Source organism: Maribacter hydrothermalis, assembly GCF_001913155.1.
Classification (GTDB): domain Bacteria; phylum Bacteroidota; class Bacteroidia; order Flavobacteriales; family Flavobacteriaceae; genus Maribacter; species Maribacter hydrothermalis.
In genome coordinates this window covers 1778065-1803489 of record NZ_CP018760.1, presented here as the reverse complement: position 1 = coordinate 1803489, position 25425 = coordinate 1778065, and the positions used below count along the sequence as shown (strand labels likewise).

The 25425-nt window shown below is 33.4% G+C and carries 19 protein-coding genes and 1 tRNA gene; 10 read left to right on the top strand and 10 right to left on the bottom strand.

Going from position 1 to position 25425, the window contains the following annotated elements; all coding sequences use genetic code 11:
* Window positions 1–18: 18 nt before the first annotated feature.
* From BTR34_RS07715 to BTR34_RS07700, 4 genes are all read right to left on the bottom strand, one after another.
* The gene (locus tag BTR34_RS07715; RefSeq protein WP_068485540.1) at window positions 19–444 is read right to left on the bottom strand and encodes a hypothetical protein; all 426 of its coding nucleotides are present in this window, start codon (window positions 442–444) and stop codon (window positions 19–21) included.
* A gap of 214 nt (window positions 445–658) precedes the next feature.
* Window positions 659–1426 (bottom strand): enoyl-CoA hydratase/isomerase family protein, encoded by a 768-nt coding sequence (locus tag BTR34_RS07710; RefSeq protein WP_068485538.1) that lies wholly within the window; start codon window positions 1424–1426, stop codon window positions 659–661.
* Between the two features lie 69 nt (window positions 1427–1495).
* Window positions 1496–2830, bottom strand: coding sequence for an MATE family efflux transporter (locus tag BTR34_RS07705; protein ID WP_068485536.1), 1335 nt, complete (start codon window positions 2828–2830; stop codon window positions 1496–1498).
* Window positions 2831–2842: 12 nt separating this feature from the next.
* Entirely contained in the window at window positions 2843–3343 is a 501-nt protein-coding gene (locus BTR34_RS07700) for a GNAT family N-acetyltransferase (protein ID WP_068485534.1), read from the bottom strand.
* 53 nt (window positions 3344–3396) lie between these two features.
* Here BTR34_RS07700 and BTR34_RS07695 point away from each other — a divergent pair, with 53 nt between their 5' ends.
* From BTR34_RS07695 to BTR34_RS18915, 8 genes are all read left to right on the top strand, one after another.
* Window positions 3397–4194, top strand: a complete 798-nt coding sequence (locus tag BTR34_RS07695; protein ID WP_068485532.1) for a universal stress protein — start codon at window positions 3397–3399, stop codon at window positions 4192–4194.
* A 128-nt stretch (window positions 4195–4322) separates the two neighbouring features.
* A complete protein-coding gene (locus BTR34_RS07690; protein ID WP_068485530.1) occupies window positions 4323–4571 on the top strand; it encodes a GIY-YIG nuclease family protein in 249 nt (82 codons plus the stop codon).
* A tRNA-Ala gene (locus BTR34_RS07685) sits at window positions 4562–4638 on the top strand. The genes BTR34_RS07690 and BTR34_RS07685 overlap by 10 nt, the downstream gene beginning before the upstream one ends.
* Window positions 4639–5067: 429 nt before the next feature.
* On the top strand, window positions 5068–6267 hold the full coding sequence (locus BTR34_RS07680) for a serine hydrolase domain-containing protein (RefSeq protein WP_068485529.1): 1200 nt from the start codon (window positions 5068–5070) through the stop codon (window positions 6265–6267).
* 256 nt (window positions 6268–6523) lie between these two features.
* Entirely contained in the window at window positions 6524–7204 is a 681-nt protein-coding gene (locus BTR34_RS07675) for a DUF4386 domain-containing protein (RefSeq protein ID WP_068485526.1), read from the top strand.
* A 173-nt stretch (window positions 7205–7377) separates the two neighbouring features.
* Window positions 7378–9222 carry a hypothetical protein gene (locus BTR34_RS07670; RefSeq protein WP_068485524.1) on the top strand — a complete coding sequence of 615 codons (1845 nt, stop codon included), beginning with the start codon at window positions 7378–7380 and terminating at the stop codon, window positions 9220–9222.
* Window positions 9223–9530: 308 nt separating this feature from the next.
* Window positions 9531–10037 (top strand): hypothetical protein, encoded by a 507-nt coding sequence (locus BTR34_RS07665; protein ID WP_068485521.1) that lies wholly within the window; start codon window positions 9531–9533, stop codon window positions 10035–10037.
* A 155-nt stretch (window positions 10038–10192) separates the two neighbouring features.
* Window positions 10193–10765: a hypothetical protein gene (locus BTR34_RS18915; RefSeq protein WP_068485519.1), complete on the top strand. Its 573-nt coding sequence runs from the start codon at window positions 10193–10195 to the stop codon at window positions 10763–10765.
* Window positions 10766–10983: 218 nt separating this feature from the next.
* Here BTR34_RS18915 and BTR34_RS07655 read toward each other — a convergent pair whose 3' ends face one another.
* The gene (locus BTR34_RS07655; RefSeq protein ID WP_068485517.1) at window positions 10984–12324 is read right to left on the bottom strand and encodes a sugar porter family MFS transporter; all 1341 of its coding nucleotides are present in this window, start codon (window positions 12322–12324) and stop codon (window positions 10984–10986) included.
* A 115-nt stretch (window positions 12325–12439) separates the two neighbouring features.
* Here BTR34_RS07655 and BTR34_RS07650 point away from each other — a divergent pair, with 115 nt between their 5' ends.
* Window positions 12440–13150, top strand: a complete 711-nt coding sequence (locus BTR34_RS07650) for an SDR family oxidoreductase (protein WP_068485798.1) — start codon at window positions 12440–12442, stop codon at window positions 13148–13150.
* A 2-nt stretch (window positions 13151–13152) separates the two neighbouring features.
* Here the strand turns inward: BTR34_RS07650 and BTR34_RS07645 are convergent, their stop codons facing one another.
* The 4 genes from BTR34_RS07645 to BTR34_RS07630 all read right to left on the bottom strand — a co-directional run bounded on the left by BTR34_RS07645 (window position 13153) and on the right by BTR34_RS07630 (window position 21714).
* On the bottom strand, window positions 13153–15894 hold the full coding sequence (locus BTR34_RS07645; RefSeq protein ID WP_068485515.1) for a PD-(D/E)XK nuclease family protein: 2742 nt from the start codon (window positions 15892–15894) through the stop codon (window positions 13153–13155).
* Between the two features lie 71 nt (window positions 15895–15965).
* Window positions 15966–17309 (bottom strand): OmpA family protein, encoded by a 1344-nt coding sequence (locus tag BTR34_RS07640; protein ID WP_068485513.1) that lies wholly within the window; start codon window positions 17307–17309, stop codon window positions 15966–15968.
* Window positions 17310–17421: 112 nt separating this feature from the next.
* Window positions 17422–18615, bottom strand: coding sequence for a glycine C-acetyltransferase (gene kbl / locus BTR34_RS07635; protein ID WP_068485512.1), 1194 nt, complete (start codon window positions 18613–18615; stop codon window positions 17422–17424).
* Between the two features lie 3 nt (window positions 18616–18618).
* Window positions 18619–21714 carry a UvrD-helicase domain-containing protein gene (locus tag BTR34_RS07630; protein ID WP_068485510.1) on the bottom strand — a complete coding sequence of 1032 codons (3096 nt, stop codon included), beginning with the start codon at window positions 21712–21714 and terminating at the stop codon, window positions 18619–18621.
* Window positions 21715–21832: 118 nt separating this feature from the next.
* Between BTR34_RS07630 and BTR34_RS07625 the strand changes: the two genes are divergently transcribed.
* Window positions 21833–22441 carry a superoxide dismutase gene (locus tag BTR34_RS07625; protein WP_068485508.1) on the top strand — a complete coding sequence of 203 codons (609 nt, stop codon included), beginning with the start codon at window positions 21833–21835 and terminating at the stop codon, window positions 22439–22441.
* 1065 nt (window positions 22442–23506) lie between these two features.
* On the opposite strand, the gene BTR34_RS07620 is transcribed toward BTR34_RS07625, so the two are convergent.
* Entirely contained in the window at window positions 23507–25405 is a 1899-nt protein-coding gene (locus BTR34_RS07620) for an amidophosphoribosyltransferase (RefSeq protein ID WP_068485506.1), read from the bottom strand.
* Between the last annotated feature and the right edge of the window lie 20 nt (window positions 25406–25425).

The following is a 25425-nucleotide window of genomic DNA, read 5'->3' as shown; positions in this document are numbered from 1 at the left end:
AGGATTTTAAGGAAGAAGTTATTCTAAAACAATCTCTGTATTTCCATTTATTAAACTAACGTGGCAGCAGTCTGCACCTACCTCATAAGCTTCAGTTACAACCTCTTCATTAGAAATATATCCTTTAAAAGTAAGTGTTGTGGTTTTATTTTGATATTCTAGTCGGTTGGCATCACTAAGAATTGGATACACACCTTGTTCTTTGGAATACTGGTATTCCTCACCGTTGAAATCTGTAGCTAGGTTTTCACCTGTTTGAGTATCAATAACCTCGTAGCTATCTAATACTATGGCTTTGCCAGACACGTCTTTTACACTAACAGTTATAGTAACAAAATTTTGTGTGCAGGGCGTCATAGAACAATCTTGTTGAGAAGAATCATCCTTATCGTTACATGCAACGAGGAATATAGATAGAAATACTAATGTGATTTTTGCGAACATAAAAACGGATTTATAAAAAGATGTTTAAATACCGATTAGTTGCGTAAAGGCATAAATTACCTTTTGTATTTTCTTTTTGTACGTACCTTATTCACAAAATAAATGATTAAAACAGACAGTGCAAGAACTGGAAATACAAGGTTCCCGTTTAAAAATTGAAAAATTTCCATAAAAGTTATTTAGAAACAAAACGAAGCCTTGTTTCAGTTATTGTTTATTTTTTAAATTTTGACAGTGCGTTTCGGGTAAAATCGGAAAGTGCTAATTTTCCAGTGATTGCTGCACGATCTGTCAACAAGGTATTCCAATGGTCAGTTCCTTCCCACAAAACTTTCTTCCAGTCAGTTAAAGCATCAGGATTATAGCTTGCCAGTTTATGAATAAAAAAATCTAATTCCTTATCCATTTCAGCAGTAGTCTCATAAACTTTTGAGAACAAACTTTTTTCTTGAGCCCAATATGCACTTTTCCATTCGGTAGCAGCTAAAGAAAGTTCAGCCAGGGCAGCCGTTCCTATTTTGCGCTCCACAGCGGGTGCAATTACTAACGGAGCAATGCCAATACTAAGTTCAGAAAGTTTTATGGCTGCTTCGACATTTGCATATACATAATCGCAAGCAGCGGCAAGTCCAACACCACCACCAACAGTTTTACCATGCACACGGCCTACAATTACCTTTTTACAGGTGCGCATTGCATTTATAACATGTGCAAAACCACTAAAGAAAGTTTTGCTTTCCTCAATGGTGGACACCGCCAGCAACTCATCAAAAGAAGCACCGGCACAAAAAGCTTTCTCCCCTTCAGATTTTAATAGAATAACAGAAACATCTGTATTTTCGGAAAGTTCATTTATGGTTGTAGTGAGTCGTTGAAGTAACTCGAATACAAAAGAATTACTTGCAGGGTGTCCAAACTCTACATGGGCAACCTTACCATCTATTCGTGTATATAAACTTCCATTGTTTCTTGTGGTACCCATAGCATTTTGTTTGACTAGATTAGCGTGATGAATTACTTCGAGAAATGCCCCGAAGCACTAGATACAAAATTACGGATTTTGCAATAAAGGTTTGAATTTGTTTCTGAATTTCCATACCAATGCTCCTCCTCTTATAAGCATCCAAACGGTAAAGGCCAGCCAAATTCCAGTTAGTCCCCAATTAAGATATTTCCCTAAAAAAAGCATAGGAACAAACCCTAAAAAAGTAGCCGCTAATAAGGTGTTCCGTAAATATTTCATTTCTCCCAGACCTTTAAAAACTCCGTCTAAAACAAAGGCGATAGTGTTAAAAGGAAGACCTAGAATTATAATATAGAAGATGCTATAAAAAGCAGAAAGTACAACAGTTTCATTAGAAAATATAGCACCTAAAGGTTTGTAAAAAAAGGCTGAAATTAGCATGATAACCAAGCTCACTATAAGTCCATATTTGGTAATTTTTTTAGCCAATAACCAAAGCGCGTCATAGTTTCGTTCCCCTAAGAGGCGACCACCCATAATGTTACCGGCAGCACCATACCCATCAATAAAAAAGGCAGAAAATAACCAAAGGTTTATAGCAATGGTGTGTGCCCCAATATATTTATCGCCCAGGGCCGTTGCTTCACGAACAGCAAGAATTAAAGCAGTATTTAAGGCAATGGCACGTACAAAAAGATTTAAGCTCATGACTACCAAACGCCCAAGTTCTGGGTGAATGGGTAATTTTAGTTTCAGGCTAATATCGGTCTTTTTCCAAAGTAAATAGAATGCCATAAGTGCCATAATTGCTTGGGCCAATAAACTTGCATAGGCAGCGCCCTCTAAGTACATGGCAGGGATAAACCCTTCAATACCGTATACAAAAGCAAAATCGAGAATTACGTTTAATACTGCTCCTGTAATAGCGATGACCATGGGCCAATACGTATTCTGTAATCCGCGGAAAATACCCATCACCGCGAAAACGAATAAAGTTAAAGGAAAGCCCCAAACACGAATGGAGTAGTAGCTAATGCAGTATTGGAGTATTTTTCCTTTAGCATTTAAAAGCTCAAAAATTTCTTGAATTACAAAAATGGTAGAAAGTAAAATAAGGATGCTCAAGGTAATGTTGAGGTAAATAGCTTGTGCGGGCAAGGTTTTAACTTCCTCTAATTTACCAGCACCTAAATATTGTGAAATAATGGCCGATATGGCACTACGCGTTTGCCCAAGAATCCAGATGAGCATAGAAAGAAAAGAACCTACAATGCCTGCAGCTGCAAGCGATTCTAATCCGTCTACGGGAATATTCCCTACAATAGCCGTATCGGTTATAGATAATAAAGGTTCTGCAATACCAGCAATGGTGGCCGGTATAGCTAATGCGTTAATGGATTTAAAACTAACAGCAGTTTTCAAAAAATTGGTTTTCTAAAATACAAGTTCGTAGCAATGAAAAGGATGCTTGCTTTGCTTTGGAAAAAAAATATCCTCTAGTTTGGTATAACCACGTTGCTCGTAAAATTTCTGATTTCGTTTATTTTGGCTAAAGGTATCTAACCTTACGGAGAGGGCATTATGTTCTTTAGCAAAGTTTTCTGCAAAATTCATTAATTGTTGGGCATAGCCTTTTCCTTGAAATTGAGGATGTACCCCTAACCTATGAATATAGTAGTTGTATTCATTTGGTGTTAACCAAGGTACAGTGCGGTATTCATCATCCATAAATTGTGATACAACAATACAACCTATTATTTTATCATTCCGTAAAAAAACATATAGTTCGTTACGTTCAATATCATTTTCAAAAGCTTTTTTAGAAGGATATTCAGTTGTCCACTGGTAAATGCCATTTGCTTCCATTACCAATCTACAAGCATTGATCATTGCAAGAATTTCAGGTATTTGCGATATCTTTGCCAGCTGAATCATAAAAGCGATTTATTTTAATCGTAAATTTAGAGTAATAATCAACAATTTTGATCATGATGAATATTCTTGTTCCAATCGGAACCTCTTCCAATGCCAATGAAACATTACAATATGCAGTAGATTTTGCAGCAGCTTTTGGTGCAGAAATTTATGTTATAGAAGTGTTTAATGCAACCGGAAAAGCGGGAACCTTAACCAATGTTACCCAAAAAATAGCCGAAAATGCAAAAGAACGTTTAAAAGAAATAATTGCTAAAGTTGAGACTAAAGATGTCTCTATAAAAATTGCAAGTTTTAATGGGGAATTAAAAGATGGACTTAAAGAGATTGATAAAGAACTTGGAATTGATTTAATTATACTAGCACCAAGAAGTAATGATATTCAAGAAGAATATTATTTAGGACAAACTTCTGGGACAATTATTAAAAGAACGAATATACCTACGCTGATAGTGCCAAAAGGAACAACGTACAAAGCATTTAAGAATGTATTGGTAGCTTTTAAATCGGGCATTTTAAAAAGAAAGAGAATTCTAGATCCATTAATTGAAATTAAGAATAAGCATAACGCAATCGTTAACTTATTAATGGTGAAAACACCAGGATATTCAGATGACGATTTAAAAATAAATACAGCATTAATGGATATTAGTTCTCAGTTGACTTTCACAGAGAATCCAACTACATACCATGGTGTATTGGAGCATTTTCAATCCAAACATCCAGATTTACTATGTGTTTTTAGAAGAAAACGTGGTTTTTTTAAGAAATTATGGGAGAAAAGTACTATTTCTAAGTCTGAGTTTTATGCTCCTGTACCGGTATTGGTACTAAGTGTAAAGAAAGATTAGTTAGTACTTTGTTAGGATGCTAAAATGTATTTTCTTTGGGCTACTCTAAAAAAGCGGGGGATTAGCTCAGTTGGCTACCCGCCCGTACCTAACGGAACGTTCGGGCGGGGAGCGCGATATTAGTTGTAATGAGTTTTATTTATGTAATCTATAGTGATAAATTTAAAAGGTTTTATGTTGGTATAGCTGATAATATGGAATCTAGGTTGAAATGCCATAATTTTGGTAAAGTAAAAAGCACTAAAGCTTTTATGCCATGGAGAGTTGTTCATTTGGAAGAATTAAATAATAAACAAGAAGCTAGATTAAGAGAAAAATATTTAAAATCTGCTGCAGGAAGAAGGTGGCGAAAAAATAATATAATTACGGGGGATTAGCTCAGTTGGCTAGAGCGCTTGCCTGGCAGGCAAGAGGTCACCGGTTCGAATCCGGTATTCTCCACCAGTAAATACAGGCCTTCACAGATGTGGAGGCTTTTTTTGTTTCTGCCATTTGATAATTAAAGGGTTTAAATTCTGAAGCCTATATGGGATTGTAAATAGAAGATTATCACTTATAGATTGCACTAAACTATTTATGTTATATTCGTTAAATTGTGGGTATTACTATAAAGATATCTGGCTATAATGAAGTTTACATACACCATAGTCTATGTTGAGAATGTGCAGAAAACCTTATTATTTTATTAGATAGCTTTTGTGTAACGCTTGTTTTACATCAGAAACCATTGAATTAGACTTTCAGAATGCTATTAATACAGCGATGATTGCTTATGAACCTGTTAAAGAAAAACCATGAAAAAAAAAGTAGTGTACTTGCAAGATCTTAACGGATTTCTTATGGAGTTTTGTACTCCAAAAAATCAATAAATACATGAAAAAATTTAGTTTTCTTGTACTCTTATTCGCAATATGTTGCCAGACTTATGGACAAAGGAATGATTCTATTGCTAGGTTACTTACCAAAGAATTAACGCAAATTTCTGAAAATGGCGCAGTAGTTGGTTTTTCTGTTGCCGTCGTAAGTGAAGAAGGGACTTTGTATGAAAAAGGATTTGGATTTGCAGATAAAAAGATAGACAAAAAATATACAGAAAACACAGTTCAGAATATAGGTTCAATTTCTAAGACCTTCATTGGGTTGGCATTATTAAAGGCACAAGAATTAGGTAAACTAAAATTGGATGACCCAATAAATGACTACTTGCCTTTTAAAGTTGTACACCCAAAGTTTGCGAGTACACCTATTACTATTCGGCAATTGGCTAGCCATACCTCGGGTATAAAAGATCCTTCAGAATATGAGAAAAAAGGTTACATACTTAAAGAAGCGGAAAATGGGAATGCTAAAGTAAATGGCAATTTTTTAAGTCCGGATGAAATGATGTCAATGGGCGATTTTCTAAAAGATATTCTGAGTGAAGATGGTAAATGGTATAAAAAGAAAACATTTTCCAAGTACCCACCAGGAGGCATGTTTAATTACTCCAATATTGGCGCAGGTTTGGCAGCGTATGTGTTAGAACAGGCTACGGGAGAATCTTTTCCTGTGTTTACTAAAAAATACATTTTTGACCGATTAAAAATGTCCAATTCCGGTTGGTCTTTTGATGCGATAGATTTCACGAAACACTCAAAACTGTATGCAGATAAAGATACCGAACTGGCACTGTATAAGCTAGTAAATTACCCAGACGGTGGATTAATTACCTCTTCTCACGATTTGGCAAAGTATCTGTCCGAAATCATAAAAGGCTATGCAGGAAATGGCACTTTACTATCCACTGAAAGCTATAAAGTGCTATTTGACCCTCAATTAACAGATGAAAACCATAAGGACAGGAGCGAAAGTAAGTATAACGATGAATATAATATGGGTGTTTTTATGGGGATGTCTTCAAAAGGGCAAATAGGGCATACAGGCGGAGACCCAAGTGTAGTCACCCACATGTTCTTTAATGAAAAAACCAAAATTGGTAAGCTACTACTTGTGAATACAGAGCTAGATAAGGACAGGGTGCAAGAGTTCATTGCTATTTGGAGAGGATTAATTGCTTATGAAGATAAGCTGTAACCCAGTAGTCGGTTATGTTTAATTCGTGAGAAACTTTAAGGGTGAAGTTATAGGTTTTACATCCGAATTAATGTCAGAATTCAGTTAAGACCAAATCTTATGGTTACCAGAAAATTCAGGATGTAATTAATAAAGAAAGTAATGTATTGCTTATTGTTAGGTACTCATTATTTTTCCTAACTCCTATTTCTTATCGATTTCTGTAACAATTATAGGACGCAAACGTCTTATAATCAATCAATCAAAAATCAAGACCATGAAATCAATTAACAATCTAGGTATGGGAGTTGGACTTTTATTTTTACTCATTTTTGTAATGGGTATTTTGGTGTATCAATTTTTTCAGGGACCCATTCTATTTTCCGATGACTTTTTAATAACTGCAGCGCCTAATTCCAATAAGCTAATTATTTCGGTTTTGCTTGGTTGTGTAAGTGGTTTGTTCTCTATTCTTATTTCGGCATTGTTATTTCCTGTATTTAAAAAACAGAGCACTTCCCTGGCTGTTTTGTATGTTGCTTTTAGTATCCTAGATTTTGTGGCTATTAGTATTGACAATACCAGCGTTGTGGCTATGCTTGAGCTAAGCAAGGAATATGTAACTAATGTTGAGGTAAATAAGAGTGTGTTGGAGTCTATGGCACCTATATATTCCCAAAAACATTGGTGGACACACTATTTAAGTCTGCTGACCTCTTGCTTCTCCGTGTTTGTTTTATATGTTGCTTTTTTTAGAACGAAACTAATACCAAGAATAATCTCAGGTTTTGGGATTGTCGCGGTTTTGCTAATGTTTACTGAGCTATTAGCTTCTATTTTAGGAGATGGGATTAGCATGAATATGCTTTTACCCATTGGTTTGGTTCAATTAGTTTTGCCGCTATGGTTATTGGTAAAAGGCTTGAATACAAAATGGTTAGATGCAACTTTAGCGTAGCAAGCTGAAAATGTTATTCTACTTTTCTTTACGGATAACCGTAAATCTATACTAAAGAAAAATACTACCTTGTTGTTCGGTTCTAAAACACTATTTCCCCTGCCGTTTTGGAAGCAATAATTTATTGCTTAAAATTTCTATTCAGAATTAATAATAACAAGGTATTTAGGCTTATGAAACTAGAGAGTATATTAGATAAGTTAGGGTCCATCGAAAAAAATTCATTTATTAAGATTATTGATAATATCATATCTAAGAATCCAAAAAATGGAAAGGAGATTGATAAAATTTTAAGTTCATCAGACAAAGGCTTGAAATCCGTTGATAATCAAAATATTTCTAGAATTTTCAATTTAACATCTATTGAGTTTAAATCTTATATTGAATGTGAGTTCCAGGAAATTACTTCACAATTAGATATTTTAATAGACATAATTATTCGCGATGGTAATTGCATAATGAAGCAAGATTGGTTCTCTAGATTATATGAAACAGAAATAAAAAAGCTAAAAAATAAAATTAAAGGGCTTAATTCTGATTTTGAAGATGAAAAGTCTGAGTTAAGTATAGTTAGAAAAAGAGATTATAGAATTTATAAATCTTGTTTACATACAGCTTATCAAAATGATATTGAAAACAACAGGGATGCAAAAATAACCTCAGATGAATTATCAATTATCCTAACTCTTGCAAACCAATTAGGTCTTTCTCAAGAAGAGGTTAAACTGATTAACTATTCAATTATTCCTATTAAAAAATTTGACATTCAAGAAGTAATAAAGAGTCTTAAGAATATAGGGGTTATTTTTTACTCTAATAAAGAGAATACTATTTATGTAGCAGATGAAATGGTTCGGTTATTACGTACTATCAGAAAAAAGGAGGTAGCTACCAAATTTTATAGAAGAACATTAAAATTATTAAGAGACCCTATTATAAATCAAATTGCAAGGGACCACAATATTGACAGGAAATTGTCTTCTTCTCAAAAGGTTGAGGAAATACTTAAGGAAGGTGTTTCTTTCACCAGTTTACTACTTGAGGATATTTACAAACCAGGGAGCACATTGACTGAAAAGAAAAAAACTTTAAATGAATTATGTGAGAAGGGATTGAATATTGTGAATCTGAAAGGAAGTGTTTTAGAAGATAAAATTGGTAGTTTAATTCAACATTTTGAAAATGTGGAAAGAGACGAAAAAGTGGGAATATCTTTAGATGGTTTTGATAAACTACTAGTTGAATTAAATCAATCTCTACCTAAATTAAACAAAGAAATAAGGGCACAATTTGAACTGCAAGATGAATTTGTATTGAAAGGGGATTATCTATTGGACTATAATATTAAACCAAGAGATATTCTTGATTTAATTATAAAACCTGACTTGACAAAATTCATTAAGGACAATGGAATTAAACAAAGAGGAGATGATATTTTAAATATTCTTGAACATTATAAAGATGTTGAAAATCTTTATTTAGAAAATTACTCCAATGTAGCTTTTAGAGATTTAAACTTATTAAAAGAGAATGGTATTACAGTCAAAGAAAGTGAGTTAGGATTAAAGTTTGAAGAGTTGACAAAAGTAATTTTTAAAGGTTTAGGTTTTAATATAGATGAATCTTTAAAAAGTAAAATAAACACTCAAAAGGATATGATTGACATTCTTTTGAATTTAGGAAACGATGAGATTATTATTGTCGAATGTAAGACGAGTAAAGAGAGAGGTTATAACAAATTTAGTACTGTATCAAGACAATTAAAATCTTATCAAAATTTAGCTTTAAAAAACAACTTGCGTATTGTTAAGATACTATTGGTAGCACCAGAATTCAGTGATGATTTTGTAACAGATTGTGAAATGGATACCGAAATGAATTTATCTCTTTTAACGGCATCAACGTTATCCAAAATATTAGAATCTTTTAAAAGTTCTAATTACACAGAGTTTCCTCATGTATTATTTAGGGATATTGTAATAAATGAAGAACGTATTCTAAAAGCTTTGAGCAAGTAATTCTTTTGTTTTTTGGTTAGTAATAATATCAATCATTTAAGATTGTAATATGGATTAAAAATTATGATTATTAGGCTATTATAGTTAAATGAAGATGTATTTTATAATTGTGGTCTAGATATATTTATTGTGCCCTAATCCCTTTAGCTATCGGCAATGGATTTATTCTTGGACAAGTAACAATAAATCAAACCTGTATAGTCAACTGACAATGAGCTTTAGTTTTTTGCGAAGATTTAAACGAAGTTTCCTAGCCTCCGCGTTACGCTTTGCTCAAACGATGTATACAATTTAAAAACCCAAGAACTATGAAAAATTATTATTTAAAGATTTTAATTAAATCTGCATTTGGAGTTTGGATTCTTATTTTAATCCAAAGTTGTGGAGAACAGAGTAAAACGGAATTTGAACTCGAAAAAGAAGCTACTGATTTAGATAGTGAAACTGAAATAAGAAAAACGATTGAAGACTTATATGGAGTTTATACAAAATCTGACCTTAAATGGGTTGACTTTTACAAAGATGAATACAAACTTGCTTCAGATGATGGTACTGTTCAGGAAAAATATGCAGATTCATTAAGGATAGAATGGAAAGATATTTATAACAGATATGATGTAATCTTAAAAGAACGCGGAAAACCAATAATTAGCGTTTCTGACAATCAAGTATTTCATTACAACACTTTTAATGAAATATTTATAAAAAAAGCGACAAAGGATACAATAGAAAATATTGGTACTTGGATTGTATTATGGAAAAAACAGAAAGATAATTCTTGGAAAATAGAATTTGAAACGTATCACGCGAAATAAAAACCATGCACAACAAAGAACTAAGGTAAAAAACAAACAAATTCTTCCTTAATCTGAGACTCTACTATTCTAGGCTTAAAAGATTCTATGAGCTTTTTTTATTGGATTTATCTGGGCAATTTACTTCACTCAATCTTTATCTTTATTTTTAAAAAATGAAAGAAGGCTTAATAAAAGATACTTATGAGTTAATTATAAAGGAAATACAAACTGTAATTACGGTGTGTTATCTCTTGGCCGTTGCTATCGGAATGATTTTTAATTATAAAAAGTATGCTGAATTCGGCATCAATATTTTTGATTATGGAGATGTATTTGATTTTTTGATTGCACCCTTTTCCGATTTTTATATTATCCTTTTTGCAGCAGCATCAACACTATTTATTTCCACACTATTTTACCTAGATTATTTATGGCAAAAAAAATGGCCTAAATCATATTCAAAAATGAATTTTGGGCGTGATAAAAAGAAATGGTTTAAACAATACAGAATGGCGGTAATAGCTGTAAGTTTTATTACGTACTTATTTTTATCTGCTAGTTTTTATGGAAAATACACCAAGGAGAAAATAACTAATCAAAGAGATATTACCATTACTCTAGTGGATAATGAAATAAAGAAGGGTAAGCTTATTGGCAAGACTAAAGAAATTGTTTTCTTATTAAATGATGACGGTGTTTTTGCAATACCCCTTACTTCTGTGGTTAAGCAGATAAAACTAAAGTAATGGGCATATTCAACTTGTTTAAAAAAAGGGATAATGAGCCCAGTTTCTAGAATACATATAATGGAATTTTAGGACCTATTTTTCTGGGAGTCTTCAGCGAATATATTTAAATCTCAAAAGACCTTCATTCTCATTAATTGGCGTTGAAAAAACTAATGAAAATAAAACCTCCTGTAAAGCGCCTGAGTTAAGTTATCTAAAGTTTATTTGCAATCTACTTACTCCTTCACCAACTTCTTACTCAACTCCTCCAATGATACCCCTTTGGTTTCCGGCATTTTGGTAATTGCCCAAATGAGTTGTAATACCATCATAGCACAGAAAAAGTAATAAATGTACCAAACATGATCCTTCAATACACCTTGTACAGAATCCAAGAAAAACGGAGTAATTAAGGTAATGATTGCAGCAAACACCCAATGGACACTAACACCCCAAGATTGCCCGTATGCACGAACACTGTTTGGAAAAATTTCTGAGATAAATACCCAAATTACCGCACCTTGCCCAATAGCATGAGAAGCAACAAAAGTACAGATAAAGGTTAGCGTAAGTGTAGAGCCAAGGTCCATTTGAAAACAAAGACCTACCATTATTAAACTTATAATATAGCCGATAGACCCAATGATGATTAGTTGCCGTCTGCCCAGTTTATCTAACAAACGTATGCCTATAAAGGTAAAAACCAGATTAACGATACCAATGGCAATAGAATTGAAAAGGGATTCTTTACCGCCCAATCCCGCTTGTTCTAAAATTTCAGGTGCGTAATACAGCACAAAGTTGATACCCGATAGCTGATTGAAAAATGCAATAAAAAACGCAAGCCAAAGAACTTTAGAATATTTCTTTTGAAACAGACTTTCGCTTTTGGTAGTAGTTTTTAGGTCGGTCTTTATCTCTTGCAAATGACTTGCTGCCGTTTCTTTTGGATAAATAATTTCTAAAATTTTTAATGCTCCGGCATCATCCTTTTTATTCAAGGCCAACCATCTTGGACTTTCTGGTACGGTTAATACCATTACGGTGTATATAAAGGCGGGTATGGCTTCAACACCCAGCATCCAACGCCAATCATTTGCGCCATCAAAATCTTTAAGCAACCAGTTAGATACAAAAGCAATTAAAATACCAAATACTAACCAGAATTGGTACAGTCCCACAAGTTTGCCACGATTCTCTTTTGATGTAATTTCAGAAATATAAATTGGTGCGGCAACAGTAGAAATCCCTACACCTACACCACCAATAAAACGAAATGCAGAGAATGAATACGGGTCTTGGGCCAAAGCAGAACCTAATGCAGATACTAAGAAAAGAATACCAACCCAAAGCAATGTTTTTTTACGGCCCCAATTATTAGTGGGGATACCACCAAAAAGAGAACCAACAACAGTTCCCCATAATGCCATACTCATGATAAAGGTTCCGTGAAATAATGGAGAAGTATTCCATAACTGTTTAATGGGTTCGTTTGCTCCGGAAATTACAACGGTATCAAATCCGAATAAAAAACCTGCAAGCGCTACCGTTATTGACCAAACGATTATTCTGTTCATTAGTGAGAATTAAGTGATGGTTAAATATAATAAATGAATAGCATTAATTCTTAATCTAAAACAACAACTAAAAAATAAGAGAATTGGTAACTTGTACTAATTTTAAAATTGAATGATGAAAGATTTAAAAAATAAAGTGGCTTATATTACAGGAGGTACCAAAGGTATTGGTTTTGGTGTAGCAAAAGCATTAGTAAATGAAGGGATGAAAGTTGCCATTAGTGGTCGTTCTCAGAGCAGTGTAGACCAGGCACTTAAGGAATTTAATAGCGATGCTGTTTTAGGTATTGTTTCAGATGTGTCTAAATTGAAAGATGAGAATAAAGCTGTTACAAAAATAATAGAGAAATGGGAACATATAGATGTGGTCCTGGCAAATGCTGGTGTCGGTAATTTTGCACCCATAGATGAGATGACAGCCGAAGAGTGGCATCAAATGATAGATGTAAACTTAAACGGGGTTTTTCATACGTTAAAAGCATCGGTTGAAGGATTAAAAAAATCGAAAGGATACTACATAACATTAGCTAGTTTAGCGGGAACAAATTTTTTTGCAAACGGTGCGGGATACAATGCTTCTAAATTTGGTGTAGTAGGTTTTACACAAGCTGCTATGTTAGATTTACGCCAGTACGATATTAAAGTGTCTACGATTATGCCAGGCTCGGTCGCAACTCATTTTAACGATAATGAACCAAGTGAAAAAGACGCATGGAAAATACAACCAGAAGATATAGGTCAACTGGTAGTAGATCTATTAAAAATGAATGAAAGAACCTTGCCTAGTAAAATAGAGATAAGGCCAACAAGACCTGATAAAAAATAAGGTTACACTTCTTTTTCTGTAAACGGAATTTCAGGATTACAAATTTCTGTGATTAACTGACCAAGTATCTGCTCGAAATCAACAATCACTTCATTATTTATGATATGATCTTTGGCTCCTCGGGCAGATTCTTTTTGTGCGAATAGCAACGTGCCTTCGGCAAAATTCTTTAATGAAATAATTCCGGCTTGAATAGAAAGGTTTTCTGTAGGGTGGGTTTTAAAAAACATTAGTCCGTAACATAGTAATTGAAACGCTTTGCTATATTGATATTCTTCTGAAAGAATTTCCCAATCCATAATTTCCACATTCCTGCGTTCTACTTTCCCTGTTTTGTAATCGATGATACGGGTTATACCATCAAATTCATCTACTCTGTCTAATTTTCCTTTTAAGATAATGGGGAAATCTAATCCGGCAATTTCTAGAGGTACTGATAAGGATTGTTCTAGTGCTAAAATTTTAATGCTATGCTTTTTTAATGCTGTTATTTCAGCATCAATGAAAGTCTGAATGTATTTTAGAATAACATGAAATGAAATGTAGTTTTTACCCGAACTGATATTTCCTTCTTTAAAGGTCTTTTCAAAATTCTTGCTAACTATAGAAGTAACGTTCTTTCGTATACCGTTTAATAAATCTACAGTAAGGTTTATATTTAACAAAGGGGTGTAAAGTTCCTCAAGACTGTCATGAACAATGGTGCCAAAGGTATTTGCTGCCAAAGTTTCTTCAACCTGTACTACTTCATTAATATTCAGTAAATTCTGTTTATAGAAATCAATAGGGTTTCTTATATAATTACTTAATGAACTTGGTGAAAAGCCTTTGCCTGCCTTTTCTTTTATTAGAGCGATTAAGTTTTTAGTTTTTTCAACTTTTTCTAACGTTTTAGTAATAGATTGAATAGTAGGTGTCGCTATATATTCAATAATGTCTGTTCTGTTCTCGTCAGTAAGCAGTTGTGTAATTAATCTACTACGTTCTCCGCCTTCAAGGGCATCTGGTTCTGTGTTATATAAAATGTAAACGTTTTTTGCACGCTGTAGTAATCTGTAAAAGTGATAGGTGTAGACGGCATCCTTTTCTTTATATGTAGGTAATCCGTTTTTAAATTTTAGGTCAAATGGAATAAAAGAATTGTTAGATTTTCCTGAGGGTAGTACACCTTCATTTACTGAAGTTATTATAATGGTCTCAAAATCTAGCAATCTACTTTCTAACATTCCCATGATCTGAATACCTTCTATGGGGTTTCCTTGAAAATCTAAGGTTTCCGAACTAAGTAACTGTTTAAAAAGATGTTTTAAACTCTTTAAGTTGTTAACGTAATTGTACGTATTACAAAGTTCTTTAAGTTGATTAAAGAGGGTGTAAAATTTATATAGCTGCTCTAATAACAATGAATTAGTCTTAACAGATTCAATAGTTCTAATGGCATGGATAAGTGCTAAAAAATTTTCAATTAAAGCGTTAGGATTATTCTTTAGGTCATTGAATAATAAATAGATGGTACTATTATGAGGTATTAATTCTGTGATTTTATTACTGGTGATATAAGTCCAATTATTTGTTTTTATTTTAGTTATCAAGGATTCGGTAGAAACTTCATTGGCATCAAATAATAATACGGTATAAGAATGAGTCAATAAGTTCAATAAATGCTTGTAGAACCATCCTTTTTCTATTTTCTGTTCATGAAATTCTATAAGGTTTGTAAAAAAACTAGCTAACGTGGTAGATTCTAGTTTTTGTCCCATAGTAATATTTGTTGCGGGTATATTTTCGGGTATGGAATTTAATAACGGATTTAATATTTCTTCATTTCCTAAAACAATGGCGGCATTACTTAATATCTCTGGCGTTTCTTTTTGAATCTTATAAAGTAGGTTACCTACAAAGTTTACTTGAGCTATGTTTTTGGGTACTCCTACAATTTCAATATGTTTTTTAGTGTTGTAATAAGTAGTAAGTCCTTTTAGTGTTTTTTCTTTGAGAACATTCCAGGTGCTTTTATAATTTCTAATAAAATACCCTGCATCATGTATGTTATCTTTTATAAAATAAGGATCTATATCCCAATAGATGGCAGCATCAGTTTTTTCAAGAATAGTTTGTATTAGGATACTCTCAGCTGTATTAAGAGCATTAAACCCTAGAAAAACATGCTTTTTATTGTTCGTTTTTAGATAGTTGGGCAATTCAAGAACAGATGTTTTGTAAATTAAACCTTGGTGCCCTAGCTCTTGTTCAAGTAAAAGAGCGTTGAATTGATTATAGATTTTTTCAAGATGTCTCCAAAAATGAAGATAATTTTCAATCATTTCGGACTTTTCAGCATTCAATGACCAGTGGTTAACTTCTTGTATTGCAGCTACATTTTGGTATAGGGTTGCGGCATCTACTAAGTATCGGTCTACTTCATTAAAATCTTGTAATAATATTTGTCCCCATTTTAAAAAAGAGTCGAAAGATTCTTTTTCATATATACCAACTTTTAAATAGGCGTTATATAAGGTAAATAATTGTGTAGTGGTATTTGCGGTAACAAGGCCAGAAACCTTTTCTATAAAATCTTCAATACTATAGATTTCAGGGGCTATTACGGTCTTTGTAAGTGATTGTGATAATATTTTTTTAAGAAATACGCCGGCACGTTTACTGGGCAAAATAAAAATTACATTGCCAGTGTCTGGGGTATTCTTTAAAACGTCCTGTACTACATCTTGTATAAAACTCTGCATAGTGTAAAAATAAAAAAGCTCCGCAATATTGCGGAGCTTTTATTTATTAAAACACTTAGGTTTGTTTTAACTTATTTTACTAAGTTGATTTCTACCCTTCTGTTTTGAGTTCTACCAGCTCTTGTATTGTTTGTAGCTATTGGCTTAGACTCACCATAACCTACAGCAGATAATCTAAACTCTTCGATTCCTTTATCTACTAAGAATTCTTTTACAGAAAGAGCTCTTGACTCAGAAAGGCTTTGGTTTAATTTTTCGCTACCTACGCTATCAGTATGACCTTCAACAGTAAACTTAGCGTTAGGGTATTCTTTAAGGATTGTGATAATGTCAACCATTACAGAAGTAGATTCAGCTTTGATAGAAGATTTACCAGTATCAAATAAGATAGTTCTAGCATAATCATTTAATTGCTTCTGAACTTCTTCAGTTACTTCAGGACAACCAGCGTTAGCTACTGTACCAGCAACTTCTGGGCATTGATCATCTTTATCTAATACACCGTCACCGTCAGTATCAGGCCATGGACAACCTTTGTTATCAGCAGGACCAGCTTCAGAAGGACAAGCGTCATCTTTATCAGCAACACCGTCACCATCAGCATCAGGACAACCAGCTAAAGCAGGAAGACCAGCTTCGTTAGGACAAGCATCATCTTTATCGGCAACACCATCGCCATCAGCATCAGGACAACCGTTCATTTCTTTAGAACCAGCTTCGTTAGGACAAGCATCTTTGCTATCTTCGATTCCATCGCCATCAGCATCTGGACAACCATTGAATGCTTCAAGACCAGCAACTTCTGGACAAGCATCATCTTTATCGTAGATACCATCACCGTCAGTATCAGTACCACCAAATTTAACTGAAATACCAGCTAAATGTTGGAAATGTGGTGCTAAGTAATCTTCGAAAGCATGCTTGTATGAAGATTGTAAAGTAAGACCTAAGTTTTCAGAGAACCAGATGTTAAGACCAACACCTCCGTTTACAGTTCCAGCTCCGATCTCATCAATCCAAGTATAACCACCACCTATTTCAATGAAAGGATCGATTACAGTAGTTTTTTTGATTAAATCATATTTTATAGTCCCATCTACAGCATAGTGAGAAAGATCATCAACGCTAACGTCACCTAATTTGCTAATCTTGTTTAGAGATCCTCTTGCTCCAATAGAGAAGCCGTCCCCGATTGATTTAGATACTCCTACATAAGAGACAGAAGGTAAAATATTCCAGTGATCGTTCACATTGAAGAATTCATTACCAAAAGAACTTACATCCGAAGTAGGATATACGTCAATGGCATTAACCCCAAATTGTACTTGCCAAGGGTTATTCTCGTCTTGCGCTTGTATGCTGTTAATTCCTACTACAAGTAGGGCAACAACCAATAATTTGCTAAGATGTTTCATGTTCAAATTTTTAAGTTTAAGTGTTTATTAGCTGCAAATGTAACTTGTTAAATATTATTAACAAAATCAATTTCCTATTTTTTTTAACGCATTTAGTAGAATAAAATAGCTTTTAAACGATTTTCAGTTCTTTTCCTACTTCTGTAAATGCCTTAATTGCAGCATCTAAATGTTCTTTTGTGTGTGCTGCTGATAGCTGTACTCTTATACGTGCTTTATTTTTAGGTACTACTGGGTAAAAGAAGCCAATTACATAGATACCTTTTTCCAATAACTTATTTGCCATTTCTTGTGATAATTTTGCATCATATAACATTACCGGTACAATGGCAGAATCACCATCAACAATATCAAAACCTGCCGCAATGATTCCTTTTTTAAAGTAAGTGGTGTTTTCTTGAAGTTTATCACGTAGAGAAGTGTCATTTTCTAACATATCAAATACCTTAATGGAGGCGCCAACTATAGCTGGTGCTAGTGAGTTAGAAAATAAGTAAGGTCTTGAACGTTGTCTTAATAAAGTTATGATTTCTTTTTTACCCGTAGTGTAGCCACCCATTGCGCCACCTAACGCTTTGCCTAAAGTACCTGTTATAATGTCTATTCTGCCCATTACACCTTTTTCTTCTAAAGTGCCTTTTCCTTTTTCACCTATAAATCCTGCAGCGTGGCATTCGTCAATCATTACAAGTGCATCATATTTATCAGCTAAATCACATATTTTATCTAAAGGCGCAACAATACCATCCATGGAGAATACGCCATCCGTAACTATAATCTTAAATCGTGCACCGTCCTCGTTTGCTTTTTTAAGCTGTTCTTCAAGATCCAGCATATCGCTATTGGCGTATCGGTATCTCATGGCCTTACATAAACGAACACCATCAATAATAGAGGCATGATTTAATGAGTCTGAAATTATAGCATCCTCCGCCGATAATAAGGGCTCAAATACTCCGCCATTGGCGTCGAATGCAGCAGCATATAATATGGTGTCTTCGGTATCGTAGAAATGTGCTATTTTTTTCTCTAATTCTTTGTGAATATCCTGCGTGCCACATATAAATCTTACTGATGACATGCCAAAGCCATGAGTGTCCATAGCATCTTTAGCTGCCTGTATAACATCTGGATGAGAGGAAAGGCCTAAATAATTATTAGCACAAAAATTAATAACCTCTTTACCGGTATTTATTTTTATTACAGCATCTTGCGGAGATACAATAATTCTTTCTTCCTTGAAAAGTCCATCATTTTTAATGGACTCTATTTCTTGTTGTAAGTGTTCCTTAATTTTTCCGTACATATTTTATATATATTCTAATTCTACTTCCTGGTTAATATAAACAATGATTTTATGATCTATTATATAACCCATGCTTTTGAAACTATTTGCATAAGCATTTATTTGGTGGTGATATTTAGGATTACGATCACCTGTCTTATAATCTATTATGGTTGCATGACCATCCTTAAGTACTACCCTATCAGGTCTTTCTATACTTCCGTCTGCAATTAAAAGGTCTCTCTCGTTAAGGATTTCTACTCCATTTTCGTAAAAATGCTTTAAATCTTTATGAAAAATAACTTTTTTAATAATTTCTTTTAAAAATTTTATCTCCTGTTCCTTTATAAGTCCTTTTTGTAAAGCTATTTGCATTGCTCTATTAAGGTCTGTAGTTGTATGGATAGCGCTTAGAATGTAGTGAATTACATTTCCTTGGTTAATAGCAACATCTAAACCCTCATCCCAAAGTGTACCTGCCAAAGCTAAAATTTTAAAATCGGGTCTATTTTTACTTGTGTATATATACGGTATACTAATTTGGTCGTTAATTTTTGAACTTTTAGGATTAGTGGCTTTTAATTCTCCAAATTCATAGTCTAATTTATCTTGTAGATATATCCCTTTATTTTTCAAGAAATGGATAAAAAGTCCAGAATAATAATTAGAATTGTGATTCCCCTTGCTATCTAATGCATGAGTACTGATAATAAACAGCGTGTTAACTGCTCTCGTAAGCACCACATATAAAAGGTTAAATGCATCTAACTGTAATTTTTGATGGTCCAGAGTATATAAATATGATGCAATTTCGCCGTATTCTTGTACTTCTTGCTTTTTATTTATGAGTATTTCTGAAAAACCAAGAAAATCTTCTTTAGCTACCGGAAGCCATAATTTGGGATCAATCTCCTCATATATATTTGAATTGGCATAAGGAAAAACAACTACAGGAAACTCTAATCCTTTCGATTTATGAATGGTCATAATCTGTACGGCATTTAAATTTTCAGGAGTACTTATGCTTATTGAGCTTCCTTTTTTATTCCAATAGTCTAAAAATGACTGTATATCTGAGCCAAATTTTTGTTCTACGTCGAATACCAAATCCATAAATGCAGTGATATGCGCATTTGATTCAGGTATCAGGTCAAATATTTTAATTGCATAGGCAAGGCCGTCGAAAACTGTATATTGTCTTAATTTACTTGTCTCAAAGCCATATGCCTTTAGTAAATGAGTATCGAGATTATTTAAGTTTTCATAAATGTAGGTATGCTTATCATTCTTTTTTGCAGATAAAAACTTTAAAATTTCATATTGTATTTCTAGTTCTTTTGGTTGTACTATGTAACGTAAAAGCTGCACAAGAAATAAAACTTTGTCACTTTCACTTAGAAGTAACGAATCTGAAGAAATTACCGGAATATTATTCTGCATTAAAAAATCAGCTAGGAACAGTCCGTGTTTCTTTTTTCTAATAATAATGCATATATCATTATAGGCATAACCAATTGCCAAACTTTTATTAATAGCAGAAAGGGTTGACAGGGCATATTCTTCGTCACTTTCTTCTGGCAATAAACTTAGTTGTACAAAACCACCTTCTTTTTGATTAGTATCTTGCATATTACCAAGTTTAAAAAAGTCTTGGTACATGGTATTTTCTAAAAACGGACTTATACTTTGAAAAAAGGAATTGTTGAAATTTATGATTTCGGAATAACTTCTATAGTTTTTAGGCAAGGATACCAAGTCGGACGCTACGGTAAATGGATGTTTTTGATGTGTGGCTAACTCAAGAAATTGTTCTGCTTTACCACCACGCCATCTATATATTGCTTGTTTTGGGTCACCTACTAAGAATAAAGAACCTGAATTTCCTAGTTCATCTTCTCCCTCCATGGCATTACCAATTAATGGGATTAAATTTTCCCATTGCATTTGGGAGGTGTCTTGAAATTCATCAATAAAATAATGTCTGTATTTCTCGCCAAGACGTTCATAAATGAACGGAGCAGGTTGGTCTTTTACTTCATTTGCAATTAGGGTGTTGAATTCTGAAATTGATAGTTGGTCTTTTTCTTCCTGAATAATTTTAAGTTCTTTTTGAATAGCGTTTAATAGTGCAAAAGGAACAATGTTTCTATTGATGTTTGAAAAGAGACTTCTTTTATAAATCAGCTTTTTGATAGCCTGATAGTAATAAAGCAGTTTAGGGGAAAGTTCCGAGGGAGGATTTTTAATAGTTGCTTTTAATATTTTACCATCAATAAGGTTTTCTTCTAGTTTGTTATTATAGAGTGTTGTAGGGTTAAAATTTCCCTCTACTATTTTTTTAAAATGATTTGGTAATGTTTCTCTAGGAAAATCTTTGAATTCGATGCCAAAGTTTGTGATTTCATTAAGGGATGTGGTAGCTAATGTACTAATTTCTACCTCTAAAGATTTTGTTTTTGTTTTAAGGTGAATTTGAAGTTTTAGAAAGTCCCCTAACTCAATATTTTTTAGATGCTTAAGGTGTTCTGCGTTGTTTTCATCGAAAATAAGCTTGCCTATTTTTAGTAGGTCATATCCAATATCCCAACTACGGTCATCTTCTATTTTTTCTAGGGCAAAATCTAAAAGTACTTTGGTAAATTCTGGGTCTTCACCGGCCTTGCCAATAACTCGCTCAACCGCTTCCTGTAATAGTAAATCTACATCTAAGACAACTTCAAAATTCTGAGGAATTTTTAAATCCTTTGCAAAGGTTCTAATAAGTCTATGTGTAAACTTGTCTATGGTAGAAATATCGAAAAAGGCGTAATTGTGCAGTATTTGCTTTAATCGAAGCTTACTTAACGCTGGTAGTTCTTCAAAAGTGAAGCCGGTTTCATTAATAATATCTTTAAATAAAGGGGTAGCTTCATTAGGTGAGTTAATTTTAGAAAATTCATAAAGGCTATCTAAAATTCTATGTTTCATTTCATTTACCGCTTTATTGGTAAATGTGATTGCTAAAATTTTTCTAAAATTTTGAGGTGAATCTAGTATAATTTTCAAATATACTTTAGCTAAGGCATAGGTTTTGCCAGACCCTGCAGAAGCATTATATATGGTAAAAGAATTGCTAGACACGGTTTTTACTGCAAATTAAGGATTCCTGTACAGTTCTTAACAAATTATTAGAAGAATATAAATGTTAAAATTCGTAACTTTGGAAGACAATTAATATAAATCTTAAAACACATAAATTATGGCTTTTGAACTACCAAAATTGCCTTACGCTTATGACGCCCTTGAGCCTCATATTGACGCAAGAACAATGGAAATACATCATACTAAACATCATAACGGGTATACATCTAAGTTAAATGCAGCTATAGAAGGTACCGCTTTAGATGGGAAATCGATAGAAGATATTTTAAAAGGATTAGACATGAATAATGGCGCTGTTAGGAATAACGGTGGTGGTTTTTATAATCATTCTTTATTCTGGACCATATTATCACCAAATGGTGGTGGTAAGCCAAGTGGCGAATTAGCAAGTGCTATTGACACTGCATTTGGTTCTTTTGATGCATTTAAAGATGAATTTTCTTCAGCTGCAGGTACTAGATTTGGTTCTGGTTGGGCATGGTTATGTGTTCACAAAGGAGGTAAAGTAGAGGTGTGTTCTACACCAAATCAAGACAACACATTAATGCCAGGAGTTGGTTGTGGTGGACAACCAATTTTAGGTTTAGATGTGTGGGAACATGCGTATTACCTAAATTACCAAAATAAAAGACCTGATTATATTGAGGCATTTTTTAATATCATTAATTGGGATGAAGTTTCAAAATTATATACAAATAACAAATAGTTATTAGGTATTATTTACCTTAACTACTTTGTAAGAAACCACTTAGGATAACAACTTAAGTGGTTTTTTTATTTTAAAAATAGAAAAGGGCGGAGAAGTCTCCACCCTTTTCGTCCCAAATCTTACCATAAACTTAACCTACTTATGCTATGGCGATACTAAATTACTGGTATTGAGTAAATAAAAAAAGAAATTTTAAGAAAAAAAATTTCTTTTTTTAGGTAATGGGTAATTTATAGTAGCAGTTGCTAATGAGATGGTACTTTTAAGATAAGCCAATTGGTATAAAATAAAAAGACGGAGCATAGCCCCGTCTTTTCCCCAAATCTTACCATGAACTTAACCTACTTATGCTATGGTCCTCCAAAGATAATGGTGAAATTCATTTTATTAAAAGTATTCCGTTCAATGTCAAGAAGATTAGGTGTAATACCTAATGTGTATTTGCGGGATAAGTTTAGGATAGAATTTGAAGTTTCAATTGGTATAAAATAAAAAGACGGGGCCATGCCCCGTCTTTTCCCCAAATCTTACCATGAACTTAACCTACTTATGCTATGGTCCTCCAAAGATAATGGTCACATTCATTTTATTAAAAGTATTCCGTTCAATGTCAAGAAGATTAGGTGTAATGCCTAATCTGTATTAATGAGACTAGTTTAGGAAAGAGTTAGAAGTTTCAATTGGTATAAAATAAAAGAACGGAGCATGGCTCCGTTTTTTCCCCATATCTTACCATGAACTTAATCTACTTATATTATGATGATCCAAAGAAATTAGTCAAATTAAAGATTATAATAAGCATTGGCTAAAATCCTCATTATACGATAAACAGAGCTTTTAATTGAAATATGTTCTAAGATTTATTTATATGAAAAGGTTGTAAATAAAAAAGGTGGAGAAGTCTCCACCTTTTTTGCCCCAAATCTTACCATGAACTTAACCTACTTATGCTATGGTAGCGTTAAAAGTAAAGCTGGTTAATTCAAATAGGCTATTCTGTCGATGAAATACACTTTTTATCGATGAAATACCAAAATAGCATTGATTTCATCAACAAATACGTTAATATGCGCGTTCGTTATTTCCTTCATAAAAGTTTATAAAAGCTCGGTTTACCACTCTATTTCCACCAGGGGTCGGGTAGTTTCCGGTAAAATACCAATCTCCTAAATTTTTAGGACAGGCTTCATGTAAGCTTTCTATAGTTTGATAAATTATAGAGACTTCTGCATTAATTCCTTCCGGACTTAATAGCTCGCCAGTTTTCTTAGAAATTTGTTTAGCTGTAAATGGAGCATAGAATTCTTTAACATAATTAATTACGTCTATATCTTTATTTTTTACTTGAGACAAACATTTTTTATAAATATCTTCTACGATATGCATAGAGTTGTTGTCTTCATGTAAGGCCAAGGTAGCTTTAAAGGCAACGAAATCTTCTAGTTTTGCCATGTCAATACCATAACAATCAGGATATCTAATTTGAGGAGCAGAAGAAACCACTATAATCTTTTTAGGAGACAAACGGTCTAAAATTCTAAGTATACTTTTCTTTAGCGTGGTGCCTCTAACTATACTATCATCAATGATTACGAGATTGTCCCCTTCCTTTACAGATCCATAAGATATATCATAAACATGGGCAACTAAATCATCCCTACTACTATCTTGGGTTATAAAAGTCCTAAGTTTAGCATCTTTAATCGCGACTTTTTCTATACGCGGGCGAACTTCTAAAATTTCATGTAGTTGCTCTCCTGTAATTTTAGGTCCCAATTCAAGTATTTGTTCTTCCTTTTTCTTGTTTAGGTAGTTTTGGGCTTCTTTTACCATACCATAGAAAGAAGTTTCAGCGGTATTAGGTATAAATGAGAATACCGTGTTTTTGATATCTTCATCAATTGCCTCTAATATTTGAGGAAAAACAAGCTTACCTAAAGCTTTTCTCTCTTGATATATTTCTTTATCGCTACCCCTGGAGAAATAGATCCGTTCAAAAGAACAAGCTTTTCGCTCCTTTGGCTCAAGAATTTGTTTAATGGCACTAGTGCCATTCTTTTTAATAATAATAGCTGCACCGGGATCAAGCTCTTTTACTTCCTCAAAAGGAACATTAAATACAGTTTGTATTGCAGGCCTTTCAGAAGCTACGACTACAACCTCATCATCTTTATAATAATAGGCAGGTCTTATTCCGCTAGGGTCTCTTAATACAAAAGCATCACCATGCCCTAGTAAACCAGCCATAGCGTATCCACCATCAAAGTTTTTAGCAGCCCTTCTTAATATCTTATATACTTTTAATCGCTCTGCTATAATAGGAGATGCTTGTTGTTTTGTGTATCCTTCTTTTTTAATTTGCTTGTATAACTTAGCCACTGCATCATCCAAAAAATGACCAATTTTCTCCATTACGGTAACCGTATCGGCCATTTCTTTAGGATGTTGACCTAGCTGAATTAAATTATCGAACAGTTCATGAACATTAGTCATGTTAAAGTTACCTGCAACAATAAGGTTGCGGTGCATCCAATTATTCTGTCTTAAAAAGGGGTGAACGCTTTCGATGCTATTTTTACCGAACGTACCATAACGTACGTGACCTAAAAGTAATTCACCTATATATGGTATGTGCTTTTTTTGTAATGCCACATTGTCTTCATATTCTGGGTGTTCTTTAAGTTCAGAATTAATACGGTCATTTATTTGAGCAAAAATATCCTGTATGGGTTGTTGTTGGCAAGAACGTACACGGCTCATGTAACGCTCACCAGCTTTAACATCTAGTTTAATACTGGCAAAACCTGCACCATCTTGACCTCGGTTATGCTGCTTCTCCATCATTAAATACATTTTATTTACACCATAAAATGCTGTTCCATACTTTTCCTTGTAATACTCTAAAGGTTTTAATAACCGTATTACAGATATACCACATTCATGCTTAATTGCGTCACTCATTGCTTTTGGTATTAAAAAAA

Bases quoted from the DNA above. Each gene is read 5' to 3' on its own strand.
- BTR34_RS07715 (WP_068485540.1), bottom strand. From the start codon at position 444: ATGTTCGCAAAAATCACATTAGTATTTCTATCTATATTCCTCGTTGCA.
- BTR34_RS07710 (WP_068485538.1), bottom strand. From the start codon at position 1,426: ATGGGTACCACAAGAAACAATGGAAGTTTATATACACGAATAGATGGT.
- BTR34_RS07700 (WP_068485534.1), bottom strand. From the start codon at position 3,343: ATGATTCAGCTGGCAAAGATATCGCAAATACCTGAAATTCTTGCAATG.
- BTR34_RS07695 (WP_068485532.1), top strand. From the start codon at position 3,397: ATGATGAATATTCTTGTTCCAATCGGAACCTCTTCCAATGCCAATGAA.
- BTR34_RS07690 (WP_068485530.1), top strand. From the start codon at position 4,323: ATGAGTTTTATTTATGTAATCTATAGTGATAAATTTAAAAGGTTTTAT.
- BTR34_RS07680 (WP_068485529.1), top strand. From the start codon at position 5,068: ATGAAAAAATTTAGTTTTCTTGTACTCTTATTCGCAATATGTTGCCAG.
- BTR34_RS07675 (WP_068485526.1), top strand. From the start codon at position 6,524: ATGAAATCAATTAACAATCTAGGTATGGGAGTTGGACTTTTATTTTTA.
- BTR34_RS07670 (WP_068485524.1), top strand. From the start codon at position 7,378: ATGAAACTAGAGAGTATATTAGATAAGTTAGGGTCCATCGAAAAAAAT.
- BTR34_RS07665 (WP_068485521.1), top strand. From the start codon at position 9,531: ATGAAAAATTATTATTTAAAGATTTTAATTAAATCTGCATTTGGAGTT.
- BTR34_RS18915 (WP_068485519.1), top strand. From the start codon at position 10,193: ATGAAAGAAGGCTTAATAAAAGATACTTATGAGTTAATTATAAAGGAA.
- BTR34_RS07655 (WP_068485517.1), bottom strand. From the start codon at position 12,324: ATGAACAGAATAATCGTTTGGTCAATAACGGTAGCGCTTGCAGGTTTT.
- BTR34_RS07650 (WP_068485798.1), top strand. From the start codon at position 12,440: ATGAAAGATTTAAAAAATAAAGTGGCTTATATTACAGGAGGTACCAAA.
- BTR34_RS07645 (WP_068485515.1), bottom strand. From the start codon at position 15,894: ATGCAGAGTTTTATACAAGATGTAGTACAGGACGTTTTAAAGAATACC.
- BTR34_RS07640 (WP_068485513.1), bottom strand. From the start codon at position 17,309: ATGAAACATCTTAGCAAATTATTGGTTGTTGCCCTACTTGTAGTAGGA.
- kbl (WP_068485512.1), bottom strand. From the start codon at position 18,615: ATGTACGGAAAAATTAAGGAACACTTACAACAAGAAATAGAGTCCATT.
- BTR34_RS07625 (WP_068485508.1), top strand. From the start codon at position 21,833: ATGGCTTTTGAACTACCAAAATTGCCTTACGCTTATGACGCCCTTGAG.
- BTR34_RS07620 (WP_068485506.1), bottom strand. From the start codon at position 25,405: ATGAGTGACGCAATTAAGCATGAATGTGGTATATCTGTAATACGGTTA.